The sequence below is a fragment of the Streptococcus sp. CL9.43 genome (assembly GCF_049737935.1).
Taxonomy (GTDB): Bacteria; Bacillota; Bacilli; order Lactobacillales; family Streptococcaceae; genus Streptococcus; species Streptococcus infantis_I.
Genome location: NZ_JBKOTS010000001.1, coordinates 405,687 through 421,950, shown reverse-complemented (window position 1 = coordinate 421,950; position 16,264 = coordinate 405,687). Strand labels below are relative to the sequence as shown.

General features: G+C 39.7%; 19 protein-coding genes and 1 pseudogene. 11 read left to right on the top strand and 9 right to left on the bottom strand.

What is annotated here, in order from left to right:
* Positions 1–37: 37 nt before the first annotated feature.
* Positions 38–652, bottom strand: coding sequence for a signal peptidase I (lepB, locus tag ACLNCS_RS02020; RefSeq protein WP_074324394.1), 615 nt, complete (start codon positions 650–652; stop codon positions 38–40).
* Between the two features lie 3 nt (positions 653–655).
* Positions 656–1,537: a ribonuclease HIII gene (rnhC, locus tag ACLNCS_RS02015; RefSeq protein ID WP_424846995.1), complete on the bottom strand. Its 882-nt coding sequence runs from the start codon at positions 1,535–1,537 to the stop codon at positions 656–658.
* Between the two features lie 86 nt (positions 1,538–1,623).
* Here rnhC and zapA point away from each other — a divergent pair, with 86 nt between their 5' ends.
* The 4 genes from zapA (at position 1,624) to ACLNCS_RS01995 (ending at position 6,011) form a co-directional block, all read left to right on the top strand.
* On the top strand, positions 1,624–1,926 hold the full coding sequence (zapA, locus tag ACLNCS_RS02010) for a cell division protein ZapA (protein ID WP_004252047.1): 303 nt from the start codon (positions 1,624–1,626) through the stop codon (positions 1,924–1,926).
* A complete protein-coding gene (locus tag ACLNCS_RS02005; RefSeq protein ID WP_006147991.1) occupies positions 1,923–2,471 on the top strand; it encodes a CvpA family protein in 549 nt (182 codons plus the stop codon). Before zapA ends, ACLNCS_RS02005 begins: the two co-directional genes overlap by 4 nt.
* Positions 2,472–2,580: 109 nt before the next feature.
* Positions 2,581–4,917: an endonuclease MutS2 gene (locus ACLNCS_RS02000; protein ID WP_424846992.1), complete on the top strand. Its 2,337-nt coding sequence runs from the start codon at positions 2,581–2,583 to the stop codon at positions 4,915–4,917.
* A gap of 197 nt (positions 4,918–5,114) precedes the next feature.
* A complete protein-coding gene (locus ACLNCS_RS01995; protein WP_424846990.1) occupies positions 5,115–6,011 on the top strand; it encodes a TDT family transporter in 897 nt (298 codons plus the stop codon).
* 168 nt (positions 6,012–6,179) lie between these two features.
* Here the strand turns inward: ACLNCS_RS01995 and ACLNCS_RS01990 are convergent, their stop codons facing one another.
* From ACLNCS_RS01990 to ACLNCS_RS01965, 6 genes and pseudogenes are all read right to left on the bottom strand, one after another.
* Entirely contained in the window at positions 6,180–6,467 is a 288-nt protein-coding gene (locus ACLNCS_RS01990) for a hypothetical protein (protein WP_424846988.1), read from the bottom strand.
* 335 nt (positions 6,468–6,802) lie between these two features.
* Positions 6,803–7,342 (bottom strand): DUF3278 domain-containing protein, encoded by a 540-nt coding sequence (locus tag ACLNCS_RS01985; RefSeq protein WP_424846986.1) that lies wholly within the window; start codon positions 7,340–7,342, stop codon positions 6,803–6,805.
* A 26-nt stretch (positions 7,343–7,368) separates the two neighbouring features.
* Complete coding sequence (locus tag ACLNCS_RS01980) at positions 7,369–7,695, bottom strand: hypothetical protein (protein ID WP_424846984.1); 327 nt, start codon at positions 7,693–7,695, stop codon at positions 7,369–7,371.
* A gap of 10 nt (positions 7,696–7,705) precedes the next feature.
* Positions 7,706–8,248, bottom strand: a pseudogene (locus ACLNCS_RS01975) (DUF3278 domain-containing protein).
* Between the two features lie 14 nt (positions 8,249–8,262).
* Entirely contained in the window at positions 8,263–8,457 is a 195-nt protein-coding gene (locus ACLNCS_RS01970; protein ID WP_001082478.1) for a helix-turn-helix transcriptional regulator, read from the bottom strand.
* A 121-nt stretch (positions 8,458–8,578) separates the two neighbouring features.
* The gene (locus ACLNCS_RS01965) at positions 8,579–9,388 is read right to left on the bottom strand and encodes an amino acid ABC transporter substrate-binding protein (RefSeq protein WP_424846982.1); all 810 of its coding nucleotides are present in this window, start codon (positions 9,386–9,388) and stop codon (positions 8,579–8,581) included.
* A 231-nt stretch (positions 9,389–9,619) separates the two neighbouring features.
* Between ACLNCS_RS01965 and ACLNCS_RS01960 the strand changes: the two genes are divergently transcribed.
* The 5 genes from ACLNCS_RS01960 to brnQ all read left to right on the top strand — a co-directional run bounded on the left by ACLNCS_RS01960 (position 9,620) and on the right by brnQ (position 14,049).
* A complete protein-coding gene (locus tag ACLNCS_RS01960) occupies positions 9,620–10,225 on the top strand; it encodes a nitroreductase family protein (RefSeq protein WP_049548371.1) in 606 nt (201 codons plus the stop codon).
* A 9-nt stretch (positions 10,226–10,234) separates the two neighbouring features.
* Positions 10,235–11,635, top strand: coding sequence for a dipeptidase PepV (gene pepV, locus ACLNCS_RS01955; protein WP_424846980.1), 1,401 nt, complete (start codon positions 10,235–10,237; stop codon positions 11,633–11,635).
* 53 nt (positions 11,636–11,688) lie between these two features.
* A complete protein-coding gene (locus tag ACLNCS_RS01950) occupies positions 11,689–12,279 on the top strand; it encodes a uracil-DNA glycosylase family protein (protein ID WP_004252092.1) in 591 nt (196 codons plus the stop codon).
* On the top strand, positions 12,276–12,557 hold the full coding sequence (locus ACLNCS_RS01945; RefSeq protein ID WP_004252096.1) for a rhodanese-like domain-containing protein: 282 nt from the start codon (positions 12,276–12,278) through the stop codon (positions 12,555–12,557). Before ACLNCS_RS01950 ends, ACLNCS_RS01945 begins: the two co-directional genes overlap by 4 nt.
* Before the next feature lie 166 nt (positions 12,558–12,723).
* Entirely contained in the window at positions 12,724–14,049 is a 1,326-nt protein-coding gene (gene brnQ, locus ACLNCS_RS01940) for a branched-chain amino acid transport system II carrier protein (protein WP_004252098.1), read from the top strand.
* A 37-nt stretch (positions 14,050–14,086) separates the two neighbouring features.
* Here brnQ and ACLNCS_RS01935 read toward each other — a convergent pair whose 3' ends face one another.
* Complete coding sequence (locus tag ACLNCS_RS01935; protein ID WP_004252101.1) at positions 14,087–14,623, bottom strand: DUF1307 domain-containing protein; 537 nt, start codon at positions 14,621–14,623, stop codon at positions 14,087–14,089.
* Positions 14,624–14,755: 132 nt separating this feature from the next.
* On the opposite strand from ACLNCS_RS01935, the gene ACLNCS_RS01930 reads away from it, so the two are divergent.
* Together ACLNCS_RS01930 and ACLNCS_RS01925 are read left to right on the top strand one after the other, a co-directional pair.
* Positions 14,756–15,793 carry a M42 family metallopeptidase gene (locus ACLNCS_RS01930; protein WP_004252105.1) on the top strand — a complete coding sequence of 346 codons (1,038 nt, stop codon included), beginning with the start codon at positions 14,756–14,758 and terminating at the stop codon, positions 15,791–15,793.
* Position 15,794: 1 nt separating this feature from the next.
* Entirely contained in the window at positions 15,795–16,256 is a 462-nt protein-coding gene (locus tag ACLNCS_RS01925; protein ID WP_004252106.1) for an HIT family protein, read from the top strand.
* Positions 16,257–16,264 lie beyond the last annotated feature (8 nt).

The window sequence follows — 16,264 nt, the reverse complement described above, 5'->3', positions numbered from 1 at the left end:
AGAGGCTGAGATTAGTATTCTCGGCCTCTTAGTGATATTAGACTGTTCCAATACGTTTGAGTGGCCAAAAACGGAATTTTGCCTCTCCAATGATATCTTTTGCTTTAAAAGTACCAACATGTCGGCTATCACTAGATACCAGACGGTCATCACCAAGTAGGAGGTATTGCCCCTCTGGAACAGTGAAGGTGAAGCTAGTGTTGTAATTTACATCTAACGTGAAAGCTTGAGCTTTTTCAGCAATGCTTCTGAAATACTCGCCTTTTTTTCCATCCCAACCTTCTCCAGTATAGGTAGATTGGAGTTTATCCTCTTTAAATCGTTTGAGGTATTCTGCCAAATATGGTTCATCAGTTTCTTGACCATTGATATAAAGTTTGTCGTTTTCAAAACGTACGGTATCACCCGGTGTACCGACAACACGCTTAACGATATCCTTGTTTCCGTCGTCCTCATGGGCAACTACGATATCGAAGCGATTGATAGGGAGGTGTTTGACAACAAAGAGGATTTCTCCATCAGCTAGAGTAGGGTCCATAGAGTGTCCTTCTACACGCACATTACTCCAAAGAAAGATACGACTAAGCCCTACTAGTGCGATAAGTAGGAAGATAATTCCCCATTCTTTTAAAAAATTTATAATGTATTTCATAATTTACCTTTCTAGCATTTTTTTTGCTTTTTCAGTATTTTTAAAGTGTAGTTTGGCGCAGAAATTGAGTCCCTGCATACCGTAAGCTTGAAGAACTTGGCTAGCTATCTTGTCGGAAGCCGTTCCAGCCCCACTTGGAAGTTGAAAACCAAGTTCTCGGCCTAGATTTTCAAGATTTTCTAGGAAGAGATCACGCGCAATAATGGAGCTAACTGCAACAGCCAAGTACTTGCCCTCAGCTTTTTCCTCTAGCGTGACTGGATTAGGAAAATGATTGGCTTCATTTTTTAGATACTTTTCATAGTTCTGTGAGCTTGTAAAGGAGTCAATAACAATTTTTTCAGGCTCAACTCCCTTTTGAAGGAGGAGAAAGATTGCTTGATTGTGAAGAGCTACCTTAACAGAAACAGCGTTGTAGCGTTCACCAATGACTTCGTTATATTTACTTGGCGAAAGAAGGAGTGCTTGATGCTGAATCTTCTCCTTAAGAATGGGAGCAATCTGACGAATCTTTTGGTCAGTTAGTGTTTTAGAATCTCCAACCCCAAGTTTTCGTAACAAGTCATGCTGATCAGGAGTTACAAATGACGCCACTACAGCCAGACCACCGAAGTAGGAACCATTTCCGACTTCATCTGTTCCAATTAAGGGGAAATTTTGCCCGCTAACTACTTGTGCTACCTGATAACCAAAAAAGCTAGCATAGCTTTCAGCAGCTTCCCCTTGCAAGAGGACTTTCCCAGATGTATAGACGGAAACACTGGCTTGAGGAAGTTTTAAAAAGTAGCGAATATAAGGATTTTTACTAGGAGTGAGTGCATGTTCATGCTTTTGAACAAAAGTCTGAATTTCCTTTTCACTCGGAGTTAATGTGATACTTGCCATAGTCTCTATTGTACCATAAAAGCGCTAGAATTGGTAAAAACTGACAAACTTAGTGAAATTTGGTATAATATCGTGAGGTGAATTTTATGGCAAATTTAAATCGATTCAAGTTTACATTTGGGAAAAAAACATTAACGCTGACAACTGAACATGACAATCTTTTCATGGAGGAGATTGCTAAAGTTGCGACGGAAAAGTATGAAGCAATCAAAGAACAAATGCCTGGAGCTGATGATGAGACAGTAGCTATTCTCTTAGCGGTTAACTGCTTGTCAACACAGCTCAGCCGTGAGATTGAATTTGATGATAAGGAGCAAGAGTTAGAATCGCTCCGTTATAAAGTGGTTGCGGCTAAACAAGAGCAGAGTAAGATTGAGGATTCCCTATGATTTCCATTCTACTCTTATTAATCCTTGCTTGGAGCTTTTATATTGGCTACCGCAGAGGAATTATTTTACAAGCATATTATCTTGTAGCAACGATTGTCTCAGCTTATTTTGCAAGCAAATATTACCTAGCTTTAGGACAGAAGTTCAATTTATTAATCCCTTATGCTAATCCGCAGGAAGGACAGGGAACTTTCTTTTTCCCACCCAATCAACTTTTCCAACTAGATAAAGTTTTTTATGCAGGTGTCGGCTTCCTCTTAGCCTTTACGATTTTTTACTGCATTGGCCGTTTGTTTGGTCTTTTTCTAAACCTAGTACCAAGTGAGATACTTGATGGGAAATACTACCGTATCGGTGCGGGTGTGCTATCAATCGGTGTGACCTTGTTTGTCCTCCAGATGATGCTAACGATTCTCGCGACTGTGCCATTACAAATTGTTCAAAATTCACTTGAAAATAGCTTTGTAGCTAGACATATCATCCAAAGCATTCCATTCACAACTAATTTTATTAAACATCTTTGGGTTACTAAAATAATCGGTTAAAAAGGGCGGGAACTATTCCTAGCCTTTTGTTTACAATTTCGAAAAGTAAGAGATTGATTTAAAGAGTTGAAAATAAGAAAAGCCATAACTTTTATACTAAGGAAATAAGATGAATACAAAAATACTAGAAACGTTAGAATTTAACAAGATTAAGGCTTTATTTGAACCTCATTTTTTGACGGAACAAGGACTAGAACAGTTAAAAGAGCTAGTCCCAACAGATAAAGTTGATAAAATTAGACAGGCCTTTGCAGAGATGAAGGAGATGCAAGAACTCTTTGTTGAGCATCCTCATTTTAGCATTTCGGCAACAAAAGATATTGCGGCTACCTGTAAACGTTTGGAGATGGGTGCTGATCTCAACATAGAGGAATTTCTCCTTCTCAAACGTGTCATATTTGCCAGCCGTGAACTGAAAAATTTCTATGATAATCTTGAAAATGTACGCTTGGACCACTTGGCAAATTGGTTTGAGAAACTTCATGATTTCCCACATCTACAGGGCAATCTCCAGGCCATCAATGAAGCTGGATTTATTGAGAATTTTGCTAGTGAGGAACTAGCACGAATCCGTCGTAAAATCCATGATAGCGAGAGCCAAGTTCGTGACGTCTTGCAAGACCTTCTCAAACAAAAGGCTCAGATGTTGACTGAAGGCATCATCGCTAGTAGAAATGGTCGCCAGGTTCTTCCTGTCAAAAACACCTATCGTAATAAGATTGCCGGTGTGGTTCATGATATTTCTGCCAGCGGGAACACTGTCTATATCGAACCGCGTGAAGTAGTCAAGCTGAGTGAGGAAATCGCCAGTCTTCGTGCAGACGAGCGCTATGAAATGATGCGTATCCTGCAAGAACTCTCTGAGCGAGTGCGACCTCATGCGGCTGAAATTGCTAATGATGCATGGATTATTGGGCATTTGGACTTGATTCGGGCTAAGGTTCGCTTTATCCAAGAGACAGGAGCAGTAGTGCCACAAGTCTCTGAAGGACAGGAGATTCAACTCCTTCATGTTCGTCATCCCTTGGTGCAAAATGCTGTTGCTAATGATGTACACTTTGGTAAGGATCTAACAGCCATCGTTATCACTGGTCCCAATACGGGTGGTAAGACCATTATGCTTAAAACCTTAGGTTTGACGCAATTGATGGCTCAGTCAGGTTTGCCGATTTTGGCGGATAAGGGAAGTCGTGTGGGGATTTTTGAGGAAGTCTTTGCGGATATTGGAGACGAACAATCCATCGAACAAAGTCTTTCAACCTTCTCTAGTCACATGACTAATATTGTTGATATTCTTGGTAAGGTCAATCAAAACTCGCTTTTGTTGCTAGATGAGCTTGGAGCAGGAACAGATCCCCAAGAAGGTGCAGCCCTTGCCATGTCTATCCTAGAAGACTTGCGTTTGCGTCAGGTCAAGACTATGGCAACCACTCACTATCCTGAACTCAAGGCCTATGGGATTGAAACGGCTTATGTTCAAAATGCCAGCATGGAGTTTGATACAGCTAGCTTGCGCCCGACCTATCGCTTTATGCAGGGAGTACCTGGTCGAAGCAATGCCTTTGAGATTGCTAAACGTCTAGGGTTGTCAGATGTCATTGTAGGCGATGCTAGCAAGCAGATTAATCAAGACAATGATGTCAATCGTATTATTGAGCAATTGGAAGAGCAGACGCTTGAAAGCCGTAAACGTCTTGAGAATATTCGCCAGGTCGAGCAAGAAAACCTCAAGATGAACCGTGCGCTTAAAAAACTCTACAATGAGCTCAATCGTGAGAAGGAAACAGAACTCAATAAGGCGCGTGAGCAAGCTGCGGAGATTGTTGAATTGGCTCTAGTTGAGAGTGATGATATTCTTAAAAATCTTCACAGTAAATCTCAACTAAAACCACATGAAATTATCGAAGCCAAGGCCAAACTCAAGAAGTTAGCACCTGAAAAAGTAGATCTTTCTAAAAACAAGGTCCTCCAAAAGGCTAAGAAAAAACGAGCTCCAAAAGTTGGGGATGATATCATCGTTTTAAGCTATGGTCAACGAGGTACCTTGACTAATCAACTCAAGGATGGTCGCTGGGAAGCTCAAGTTGGCTTGATTAAGATGACGCTTGAAGAAAAAGAGTTTGACTTAGTACAAGCTCAACAAGAAGCGCCAGTCAAGAAAAAACAAGTTAACGTGGTCAAGCGTGCTGCTGGTAAAGCACCGCAGGCTAGACTTGATCTTCGTGGCAAACGCTATGAGGAGGCTATGGAAGCCTTGGATGCCTTTATCGACCAAGCCCTGCTCAACAACATGGCCCAAGTGGACATCATCCATGGTATCGGTACAGGAGTCATCCGTGAAGGAGTAACCAAATATCTCCAAAGAAACAAGCAAGTCAAGAGCTTTGGCTATGCGCCACAAAATGCAGGTGGTTCTGGAGCGACTATCGTAACCTTTAAAGGCTAACCAAGCTATAGAATGAAATGTCAAAAGAGTACCTATCACTTGATAGGTACTTTTTTGATGAATTTATTTTAATCATTATTGTTAGTGAGTATTTTAAAAGGGGACAATCGTTTTATAGCCAAAAAAATTGATGAAGCCTTGTCTAGCTGAGCTTTATTTATGCTATACTGATAGTAACGTCATTTTCGGAGGTTGGTATGAAAAAACTCCCCTTAGCCTTTTCAGGTTGCTTATTGGGATTGGCTGGAGCAGGAAATCTCATCTTGGATATTTTTCCGCTTTTATCACACATCTTTAGTTTGTCTGGCTTGATTTTGTGGTTTTATTTTTTGGTAAGCCACCTCAATAACTGGCATGAAAGTAAGCAAGAATTAAAGAAAGCCCCTGTTTTGTCAGGAATGGCAACCTTTCCCATGGCAGGGATGATTTTATCAACGTATTTATTACGAATCTTACCCCCGAACATGAGTATTGTTGCACAGATTCTCTGGTGGTTTGCTTTTCTTCTAGATGTTTACCTCATCTTATACTTTACAAAGAACTATGTCTTGGTTAAACAAAGGGCCAGTGCAACACCAACTTGGACGGTTCTTTATGTAGGAATAGCAGTAGCGAGCTTGACCTACCCCGTGGTGGGCATTGTTGGGATTGCCTATGGAGCTTGGATTTTTGGTTTTATCTTAACCCTTATCCTTTACCCTCTAATTTATCAAGATTTGAGGAAAAATCCATTACCGCTCGCTTTGCTGGGGCAAGAAGGAATCTATTGTGCTCCATTTTCTCTCCTTTTGGCAGCATTAGTGAGAGTAGGAGGATACAGTCTTCCTAGTTGGATTTTACTAGTTATGATTCTTGCATCACAGAGCTTCTTTTTCTTTGTCCTTAGCCGCTTGCCAAGGATTTTAAAACAAGGTTTCCAACCAGCCTTCTCAGCCCTAACCTTTCCAACCATCATCACAGCAACTTCCTTGAAAATGGCTCAAGGTATCCTTCAGTTTCCAGTCCTTAACCTCCTCGTTTGGTTAGAGATTATCATTTGTTTAACAATCCTCATCTACGTATTAGTCGAATATATGCGTTATTTAAGAAAATAAAATAACCCCTAGCACGGAGAAGTGTTAGGGGTTTGTTTTATATTTAGTTCGAGATGTATTTTGGAACTATTCGAAACAACACAGCTCTAAAACCAGGAAACATTGATACTATCAACCTACATATCTCATTTAGACAGCTTCCCTTATCTTTTTTTGTATTCTTCAAAACTATATCTTGTACAAATTATTTAATCTTTCTAACTCTAATACATTCATATATACTTCTACTCCAGTAACTACCCCCTTACTATAAATAATTCCACAAGAAAATACAATCCTCTTCTCACTCAAAATATTTGACAATATTACAAATGATTCCAAAACATAATCCTCTATAGTAATAAAACAATTATTTTCATCTTTAAAAAACTTTATAAATCCAATATCCTTACACCTATCACCCAAATGAAACCTAAGTGATTTTAAAAAATAATCAAAAAACACATCATTTTCCATAGAAAAAACCTTCATTTTTAAAATATTCTTTTATAACATACAAAAAATAAGTTTTGGAACTATTCGAAACAATACAGCAAGTTAAAATAAGACTTTGTCCGTATCCAACTTAAAAAAGTGCGTACCGATTCGGTTGCTAGAAAACCATCTGTAAAGAATGGCTTTTTCGTTTTGTAAAAGGAATGAGGCAAACTGTCTTTAAAATCATAAAACGCATAACGTCAGGAATTCAAAAAGATTGATATTATGCGTTTTATCATGAAAATATTTACTGAATTTTTGCAATAAAGTGAGCTTTTGTCCATCTGCTTTTAAACAATAATCCAAGTAGTTTCTTACTTTTCCTTATGTAGTGATAAAAAGCAGTAGACCATAGTCCCAAAGATTGCTCCAATACTAAGACCAAAGACCAGTAAGGGGATCATTATCTCTGTTTGGATGATTTTTTCCAAGAAAGTTGAAAGGGACATCTGTTGAACGAAGAGTTTATGAAAGAGCAACAGAGCAAATAAGCCAATCTCAATACTTATAAATACCAACCAACTACGAACTTTTATTTGGCGTTTGCTGTAGGTTTTGTAGATGATTTCTGATTTGTCATCCTTTTCAAGATGAAGCTCTTGTACGGCTCTTTGAGCTTTTATACTCATGAACAGAATGAGTCCAAAATAGAGGTAGGGCATAAGCGATCGAACAATTTCTATAAAGCGTCCGAACAAAATATAGAACAGGAAGAGAAAGAAGGAAGAGTAAAAGATTTGGACCATGGAACGGGCGCAAGCCTTGTAGATAACCTCTTGACGGCATTCGTCAAAAGGCCCTTGTATATGAAAGAAATTTCGAAGTAAGCGAGTTGTTAAGTCTTCTTTTTGCATGGATAATTTCTCCTAAATGAACGATGTTACTTTGTTGCTTTTACGAATTGATAGAGATAATAAAGATAAGTGATAGAAGAAAGGGTAGCGATAGTGAATAGTAAATAATATTTCCAATCGCTTGAAATAACCGTCAGTTGTGGCAAGGATATAATCATAAAGCATAGTGCTAAGTTGAGTATACGCGTTTTTTGGGAATCTATCTTTAGATAAGTCAGTCCTTTGTTGAGTGCTGGAACAAAGACAAGAACAAGGACTGTTTCGTAGATGGGCAAGTTCCCTGAAATGATGATGAAGGCGAGTAGAGAACTGAACAAAAGATGATAGGTAAGTAACGTTACTAGTGATTTCATAAGCTTTCTCCTAATCCTTATCCTGCACTTTTTTAGCTCTTGTAATGCGACGAGAGATGAGGAACTGTATGCTTGCTCCGAAGAAGATAGAACCGAGAATGCTTGATACACCATTTCTTATAGTGAGAAGAGAATTAAAATAGTCCGGACTTTCACCTATGAGTATACTGAGAAGAGGAGTTATAAAAAACATCCATAGACCAAAGAACAAACCTGCTTTAAGACCTGGGTAGTGTAGTTGCTTACTTTCTTTCTCACTCAGCATATCTGGTTCAATAGTTGTAATCCCTGTTTTTTGCATTTGGTAGGTGAGATAGCTAGCAGCGATGAGGGCAATCACTAAAATCAGAGGAGGCTAGACCAGAGCCACTAGTTGAGGAAATTTATAGGCTAGAACGAGTGGAATAAGATTTCCGAAAATCATCAGATAAAAGAGGATGATAAAGACTTGGTTACCGATACGATCGGCCTCGCGCCGTTTGTATTCGTCAAGGGGCTCAGAAATGCCGTATGTGCGTTTGATCAGTTTTTCAGTGAAGGTTTCTTTTTTCATTTTTTCTCCTTTTGTTAAAAATCATCTTCCCAAAAAAGACTGTTGAGGTCTGTTTGGAGGCTGCGGGCGAGATTGAGACAGAGTTCCAGGGTTGGATTGTACTTGTCGTTTTCAATCATATTGATGGTTTGTCTCGAGACACCGATATCCTTGGCGAGCTCAAGCTGGGACATGCCCAGTTCCTTGCGGAATTCTTTCACACGATTCATGCTTCCTCCTTTTTAGATTGTGTCACATATATTTGATTATAGTATATTCTTTTGAAAATAAAATGTCAACTATTTTTGACATATTTTTTGCTAGAAAAAAAGATTGGCCTAGCCAATCCTTTTATTTTAATTCTGATGCATCTGGTAGGTAAGAACCACCGAGATAAGTTTTGCTGAGTTTTTCAAGGGTTCCGTCTTGGTAGAGTTCTTTGAGGACCTTGTCAAATTGTTCTTTAAATTCTTTTTCGTCGCTTGAGAAGATAATGTAGTTATTTGGATTATCATTGCTTTCCAAGTCGACTACGTTCAAGTCTAAACCTCGGTCTTGGATAATCTTTTGAACAGAGATTTTATCAAAGATTAGGAAATCAAATTCACCGTTGGCGAGGTCAGTCAAACGCTTAGCCACATCTTCGCCAGAATATTGGATGGTAGCAGGATTATCGGAGTGACTTTGATTCCAGTCTGTAACAACCTTGGCAGTAGAAGTTCCAGTGTCATCCTGAGTAGTTTTACCAGCGATGTCTTGAAGAGAGGTAAGAGCCTTTTCTTTTCTGCTCACGAGAACCAAAGGATTTTTTGCGATAGGTAGCGAGTATAGGTATTTGTCGGCTCTCTCTTTGGTGTAGCTCAAGTTGTTAGCAGCAGCTTGGTAACGACCAGCATCAACTCCAGGGAAGATACTCTCCCAAGCAGTTTTTTGAAATTCAATCTTGTATTGACCCAGTTTTTCATCAACCGCTTTTAAAACTTCAACATCATATCCAGTCAAATTACCATCTTGTTCAAAGTCAAAAGGTGGGATGTCTCCGGCAGTGGCTACGACAATGGTTTTAGGGATAGCAGTGGAAGTTGAAGTACTATCCTGTTTAGATTGTCCACAGGCCACTAACAAGGGACTAATGGCTAATAATAAGAATAATTTTTTCATGTGTGTCTCCTTTACTTAATGGTATCTAGCTTACCAGACAATCAATCAAATAGCCAATATATATTTTTTATGGAAGTGATAGAAAAATATTGTAATTTTCAGTTTGAGTTTGTAATCTAAAATTTAAATCAGAAAAGAAAAAGATAATTTAGGCCACTAATGAAAAATCTCTGCAAGCTCTTTCAGAATGTGGTAAAATGGAAGCAATAGAAATAGAAAAGGAAATCAATTATGAAATTTCTTGAGTTAAATAAAAAACGTCATGCGACTAAGCATTTTATTGATAAACCAGTTGATCCCAAGGATGTTCGAACAGCTATTGAAATCGCAACCTTGGCACCGAGTGCTCACAATAGTCAGCCTTGGAAGTTTGTTGTAGTTCGTGAGAGAAATGCTGAACTAGCAAAATTGGCTTACGGTTCAAACTTTGAGCAAGTAGCATCTGCCCCTGTAACCATTGCCTTGTTTACAGATACTGACCTAGCTAAACGAGCTCGCAAGATTGCCCGTGTTGGTGGAGCAAAGAACTTCTCGGAAGAACAACTTCAGTACTTTATGAAAAATCTTCCAGCAGAGTTTGCGCGTTACAATGAACAACAAATCAGTGACTACCTAGCCCTTAATGCAGGGTTGGTTGCGATGAACTTAGTCCTTGCATTGACTGACCAGGGAATCGGTTCAAACATTATCCTTGGTTTTGATAAATCAAAAGTCAACGAGGTCTTGGAAATTGAAGAACGCTTCCGTCCAGAACTTTTGATCACAGTAGGATACACAGACGAGAAGTTGGAACCAAGCTACCGCTTGCCAGTAGATGAAATTATCGAAAAAAGATAGGAAGTAAAAATGACAGTTATTGATTTTACAGCAGAAGTAGAAAAACGTAAAGAAGCCCTCTTGGCTGACTTGTTTAGCCTTTTGGAAATCAACTCAGAACGTGATGACAGTAAGGCAGATGCGGAGCACCCATTTGGACCTGGTCCAGTAAAAGCCTTGGAAAAATTCCTTGAAATTGCAGACCGTGACGGCTATCCAACAAAAAATGTCGACAACTATGCAGGACATTTTGAGTTTGGTCAAGGAGAAGAAGTTCTTGGAATCTTTGCCCACATGGACGTGGTGCCAGCTGGTAGCGGTTGGGATACTGATCCTTACACGCCAACTATCAAGGATGGCCGTCTTTATGCGCGTGGAGCGTCAGATGACAAGGGTCCAACTACAGCATGTTACTATGGTTTGAAAATCATTAAAGAGCTTGGCCTTCCAACTTCTAAAAAAGTTCGCTTTATTGTCGGAACTGATGAAGAATCAGGCTGGGCTGACATGGACTACTATTTTGACCATGTAGGACTAGCAAAACCAGACTTTGGTTTCTCTCCAGATGCTGAATTCCCTATTATTAATGGTGAAAAAGGAAATATCACAGAATACCTCCACTTTGCTGGTGAAAACAAGGGTGCAGCTCGTCTTCACAGCTTCATAGGTGGTTTGCGTGAAAACATGGTGCCAGAATCAGCAACTGCAGTCGTTTCAGGGGACTTGGCTGACTTGCAAGCGAAACTAGACGCATTTGTTGCAGAGCACAAACTTAGAGGAGACATTCAAGAAGAAAACGGTCAATACAAGGTGACTGTAATTGGTAAATCTGCTCATGGTGCTATGCCTGCTTCAGGTTTCAACGGTGCAACTTATCTAGCCCTCTTCCTCAGCCAGTTTGCTTTTGAAGGACCTGCAAAAGACTTCCTTGACATTGCTGGTAAGATTCTCTTGAATGACCACGAAGGCAAAAACTTGAAAGTGGCTCATGTGGATGAAAAGATGGGTGCCCTTTCTATGAATGCTGGTGTCTTCCGCTTTGACGAAACAAGTGCTGACAATACCATTGCCCTTAACTTCCGTTATCCAAAAGGAACAAGTCCAGAGCAAATCAAGTCAGTTCTTGAAAGCTTGCCAGTTGCTTCAGTTAGCCTTTCTGAACATGGACACACACCTCACTATGTAGCAATGGAAGATCCACTTGTACAAACCTTGTTGAGCGTGTATGAAAAACAAACAGGTCTTCAAGGGCATGAACAAGTTATCGGTGGTGGAACTTTTGGTCGTCTCTTAGAACGTGGTGTAGCCTATGGTGCTATGTTCCCAGACTCTATCGACACTATGCACCAAGCCAACGAATTTATCGCCTTGGACGATCTCTTCCGTGCAGCAGCTATCTATGCTGAAGCTATCTATGAATTGATCAAATAATGCTATAGAAGTCTGAGATTTTATGCTTAGACTTCTTTTTGGAGGGAGAGTAGATGTCTCAAATCGAAAGAATCAAGCAAGCCATCATGGCTGACCCACAAAATCAACACTATACTGAGCAAGGAATCGAACCTCTCTTTGCAGCACCAAAAACAGCCCGTATCAATATCATTGGGCAAGCACCTGGTCTTAAAACTCAGGAAGCGGGGCTTTACTGGAAGGATAAAAGTGGCGACCGCTTGCGAGAGTGGATGGGTGTGGACGAAGATACTTTTTACAAGTCAGGTTATTTTGCAGTTATGCCAATGGATTTCTATTTTCCAGGGCATGGAAAATCCGGTGACTTACCGCCTAGACCTGGTTTTGCAGAAAAGTGGCACCCTAAACTTTTAAAAGAATTACCAGATATTCAATTGACGCTTTTGATTGGTCAGTATGCTCAGGCTTACTATCTGCATGAGAAAGTTAGTGGCAAGGTAACAGACCGTGTGCATCGCTTTAAGGATTATTTGCCAGATTATTACCCTTTGGTTCACCCGTCACCTCGGAACCAAATCTGGATGAAAAAGAATCCTTGGTTTGAAGCAGATGTTTTGCCTAACTTGAAAGAAAGAATTCAAAAAATTCTCGGAGAAGAAAAATGAAAGAAATTACTTTTAATGATTTTTACCAACTATACCAGAAAGAGTCGCTTTCTGTATTAGATGTGAGAGAAGTAGAGGAATTTGAGGCTCTTCATTTAGAAGGCGCTCGTAATTTACCTCTCAGCCAATTAGCTGATACTTATAAACAACTAGATAAGGATAATCTTTACTACGTGATTTGTAAATCAGGAATGCGTTCAGCACGCGCTTGTCAATTTTTAGCAGAACAAGGATATGAGGTTATCAATGTCCAAGGTGGCATGGATGCCTTAGAATAAGAAAAAAACTCCCTTTAAGACCGAAAATAAGAAAGGTTTTAAAGAGAATTTATTTTCTCTAAAAATCAGAAAATTGAAAACATTTTAAAATTTTTCCGAGATAGCCTTTTCAAGCCTTTAATCATGTTATACTAAGAAAGTATTTTATTTTTTATAAGGAGAGTTTATGGCTAAAAAAGGTGCTTTAACAGGATTACTCCTGTTTGGAATATTTTTTGGTGCGGGTAATTTGATTTTCCCCCCTACCCTAGGTGCTCAATCTGGGGAACGCTTTCTCCCTGCCATTGCAGGATTTGTACTTTCGGGTGTCGGACTTGCGGTCTTGACCTTGATCATCGGGACCTTAAATCCTAAGGGATATATCTATGAGATTTCTACAAAGATTTCCCCTTGGTTTGCAACGATTTATCTAGCAGTTTTGTACTTGTCGATTGGTCCATTTTTTGCCATTCCACGTACTGCAACAACTTCTTATGCAGTAGGGATTAGTCCCCTCTTGGCAGATGCTGACAAAGGTCTAGGCTTGATTGTCTTTACCCTTATCTACTTTGTAGCAGCATACTTAATCGCGCTTAATCCTTCAAAGATTTTGGATCGTATCGGTCGGGTTTTGACACCAGTTTTTGCCCTCTTAATTATCATCTTGGTAATTCTTGGAGCCTTTAAATATGGTGGGAATGCTCCACAAGTAGCTACAGCAGCTTATCAAGCTTCAGCATTTGGAGCAGGATTCCTTGAAGGATATAATACTCTAGATGCTCTCGCATCTGTTGCCTTTAGTGTAATCGCGGTTGAAACCTTGAAACAACTTGGATTTTCGAGTAAAAAAGAGTACATCTCAACCATTTGGGTAGTCGGAATTGTCGTAGCACTTGGCTTTAGTGCCCTATACATTGGCCTAGGTTTCCTTGGAAATCACTTCCCAATGACAGAAGAAGCGATGAAGGGTGGAACTCCAGGGGTTTATATCTTGTCACAAGCGACCCAAGAAATCTTTGGTTCAACAGCTCAATTATTCCTAGCAGCCATGGTAACAGTAACTTGCTTCACAACGACTGTAGGTTTGATTGTTTCAACTGCGGAGTTCTTTAACGGACGTTTCCCACAACTCAGCTATAAGGTTTATGCGACTGTCTTTACCTTGATTGGTTTTGCAATTGCCAACCTTGGTCTTGATGCAATCATCAAATATTCTATCCCTGTCCTAGTTATCTTGTATCCAATTACCATTGTGATTGTTATGATTGTGATTGTGAACAAGTTTGTACCACTTTCAAAACCAGGCATGCAATTGACGATGGGTCTTGTTACAGCTATTGCCGTAGCTAGTGTCTTAGGAAGTTCATTTGAAGTGACCTTCCTTGCAAACATTGTGAATGCTCTACCATTTGCTAAGGCTTCCTTACCATGGTTAGTACCAGCGATTATTGGTATTTTACTTTCCCTTGTTCTTCCAAATAAGCAAAAGAGTGAAGCTTTTGAGATGGAATAAAAAAACTTGGCGTTGGCCAAGTTTTTTTCTATTACTCTTAGTTCGTTTTTTCCTTATAACCAAGGTCTGTTAACATTTTCTTAGAGGCTTTAAAGCTAACGTTTTTCCCAACACCTGAGTATTCTTCTGGTAAAGCTTTTCTAAGTTCGTCAATGCTTGCAACTGAAAGGTCAATCTCAAGATCTTGTACGACTTTACCATCTTTAATCTCGACAGATAAAGTTACCCCCTTGAGGCCCTTATATCCTTTGTAGGTTTCTTCGACAAGATTTTTTAAATCATCTGCAGTATTGTTTAGGACTTCGGGGTCAGCGACATTGTGAGCAGTTTGTTTCACAACGTTATCACCGTCAACTGTATAGGTCAATGTTGACTGGACACCAGGCTGAGAATCGTTTACAAAAGTTACAGTTTTTAGCTCTGATTTCTTTTCACTTGTTTCAGCCTCAGTGGTTTTTACCTCAGTTGACTCTACTTTTGAAGAGTTAGAAGTTGTTGATGACTGTTTTGAACATCCCAACAAGAATGCCAGCGGTAGAGTTAAGAAAAGCGTCATTTTGAAAAATTTATTCATATTTTTTCCTTTCTTCCTAAGAACTGCTCTTATTATACCATAAAATACTTTTGTATTCAAATTATCCTAGTTTTCTATTTTCACACATACTAAGATGTAAAAAATGATATAATGGTAGCAAGAGGTGAAGAAATGAATCAAACTGTAGAATATATCAAAGAACTAACTGCTATCGCATCGCCAACAGGTTTTACGCGTGAAATTACGAATTATTTGGTTGAGACTCTTGAAAAACTAGGTTATCAACCAATCCGTACTGCCAAAGGTGGTGTCAACGTTACTGTCAAAGGAAAAAATGACGAGCAACAGCGCTATGTGACTGCCCATGTGGATACTTTGGGAGCTATCGTTCGTACTGTTAAAGTAGACGGTCGTCTCAAAATGGATCGTATCGGTGGTTATCCTTGGAACATGATTGAAGGCGAAAACTGTACAGTTCATGTGGCTAGTACAGGTAAGACTATTTCAGGTACCATTTTGATCCACCAGACTTCTTGTCATGTATACAAGGACGCTGGCACTGCTGAACGCACGCAGGACAATATGGAAGTACGTTTGGATGAAAAAGTGACCAATGAAAAAGAAACACGCGCACTTGGTATTGAGGTTGGTGACTTTATCAGCTTTGACCCACGAACTGTCGTAACTGAGACAGGCTTTATCAAATCGCGTCATTTGGATGATAAGGTCAGTGCAGCTATCCTTCTAAATCTCCTTAAAGTCTATAAGGAAGAAGGGATTGAACTTCCTGTCACTACGCATTTTGCCTTCTCAGTCTTTGAAGAAGTGGGGCATGGTGCTAACTCAAGTATCCCAAGTCAAGTTGTTGAATATCTAGCAGTAGATATGGGAGCAATGGGAGATGACCAGCAGACGGATGAGTACACAGTGTCTATCTGTGTCAAAGATGCTTCAGGCCCTTATCACTATGAATTCCGTCAACATCTGGTTGCCCTAGCAAAAGACCAAGACATTCCATTTAAACTCGACATCTATCCATTTTATGGTTCAGATGCTTCTGCAGCTATGTCAGCTGGAGCAGAAGTCAAACACGCCCTTCTCGGAGCTGGTATTGAATCTAGTCACTCTTATGAGCGTACTCATATCGATTCTGTAGTTGCTACTGAGCGTATGGTGGATGCTTATCTCAAGAGTGGATTGGTAGACTAAGATGTGCTTGATTTGCCAACGAATTGAATTGATTAAGGCAGGGGAAAATCCCTACTTTGTAAAAGAACTGGAAACAGGCTATGTTGTCATCGGAGACCACCAGTATTTTGAAGGCTATACTTTATTCCTGGCAAAAGAACATGTGACAGAATTACATCATCTGCATCCAACTGTCAAATTCCGCTTTTTAGAGGAAATGAGCTTAGTTCAGGAAGCTGTCTCTAAGGCCTTTTTTGCTGAAAAGATGAATGTAGAGTTGTTGGGAAATGGAGATGCCCATGTCCACTGGCATATTTTTCCGAGACGAGAGGGTGATATGAAGGGACATGGTCTTAATGGTCGTGGTCCAGTTTGGTGGGTCCCATGGGAAGAAATGGTTGCTGAGGAATATCACGTTAAAGATCGGAGACTGGAAAACTTGATTGCGACATTATCAGAAACTTTAAACCAGATAGTAAAATGAAAGGATTA

Excerpts from the sequence above, each read along its gene's own strand:
- ACLNCS_RS01980 (WP_424846984.1), bottom strand. The coding sequence starts at position 7,695 with ATGAAATCACTAGTAACGTTACTTACCTATCATCTTTTGTTCAGTTCT.
- ACLNCS_RS01950 (WP_004252092.1), top strand. The coding sequence starts at position 11,689 with ATGTCTCAAATCGAAAGAATCAAGCAAGCCATCATGGCTGACCCACAA.
- ACLNCS_RS02000 (WP_424846992.1), top strand. The coding sequence starts at position 2,581 with ATGAATACAAAAATACTAGAAACGTTAGAATTTAACAAGATTAAGGCT.
- ACLNCS_RS01990 (WP_424846988.1), bottom strand. The coding sequence starts at position 6,467 with ATGGAAAATGATGTGTTTTTTGATTATTTTTTAAAATCACTTAGGTTT.
- ACLNCS_RS01925 (WP_004252106.1), top strand. The coding sequence starts at position 15,795 with ATGTGCTTGATTTGCCAACGAATTGAATTGATTAAGGCAGGGGAAAAT.
- rnhC (WP_424846995.1), bottom strand. The coding sequence starts at position 1,537 with ATGGCAAGTATCACATTAACTCCGAGTGAAAAGGAAATTCAGACTTTT.
- zapA (WP_004252047.1), top strand. The coding sequence starts at position 1,624 with ATGGCAAATTTAAATCGATTCAAGTTTACATTTGGGAAAAAAACATTA.
- brnQ (WP_004252098.1), top strand. The coding sequence starts at position 12,724 with ATGGCTAAAAAAGGTGCTTTAACAGGATTACTCCTGTTTGGAATATTT.
- ACLNCS_RS01945 (WP_004252096.1), top strand. The coding sequence starts at position 12,276 with ATGAAAGAAATTACTTTTAATGATTTTTACCAACTATACCAGAAAGAG.
- ACLNCS_RS01930 (WP_004252105.1), top strand. The coding sequence starts at position 14,756 with ATGAATCAAACTGTAGAATATATCAAAGAACTAACTGCTATCGCATCG.
- ACLNCS_RS01965 (WP_424846982.1), bottom strand. The coding sequence starts at position 9,388 with ATGAAAAAATTATTCTTATTATTAGCCATTAGTCCCTTGTTAGTGGCC.
- ACLNCS_RS02005 (WP_006147991.1), top strand. The coding sequence starts at position 1,923 with ATGATTTCCATTCTACTCTTATTAATCCTTGCTTGGAGCTTTTATATT.
- ACLNCS_RS01960 (WP_049548371.1), top strand. The coding sequence starts at position 9,620 with ATGAAATTTCTTGAGTTAAATAAAAAACGTCATGCGACTAAGCATTTT.
- ACLNCS_RS01985 (WP_424846986.1), bottom strand. The coding sequence starts at position 7,342 with ATGCAAAAAGAAGACTTAACAACTCGCTTACTTCGAAATTTCTTTCAT.
- pepV (WP_424846980.1), top strand. The coding sequence starts at position 10,235 with ATGACAGTTATTGATTTTACAGCAGAAGTAGAAAAACGTAAAGAAGCC.
- lepB (WP_074324394.1), bottom strand. The coding sequence starts at position 652 with ATGAAATACATTATAAATTTTTTAAAAGAATGGGGAATTATCTTCCTA.
- ACLNCS_RS01935 (WP_004252101.1), bottom strand. The coding sequence starts at position 14,623 with ATGAATAAATTTTTCAAAATGACGCTTTTCTTAACTCTACCGCTGGCA.
- ACLNCS_RS01995 (WP_424846990.1), top strand. The coding sequence starts at position 5,115 with ATGAAAAAACTCCCCTTAGCCTTTTCAGGTTGCTTATTGGGATTGGCT.
- ACLNCS_RS01970 (WP_001082478.1), bottom strand. The coding sequence starts at position 8,457 with ATGAATCGTGTGAAAGAATTCCGCAAGGAACTGGGCATGTCCCAGCTT.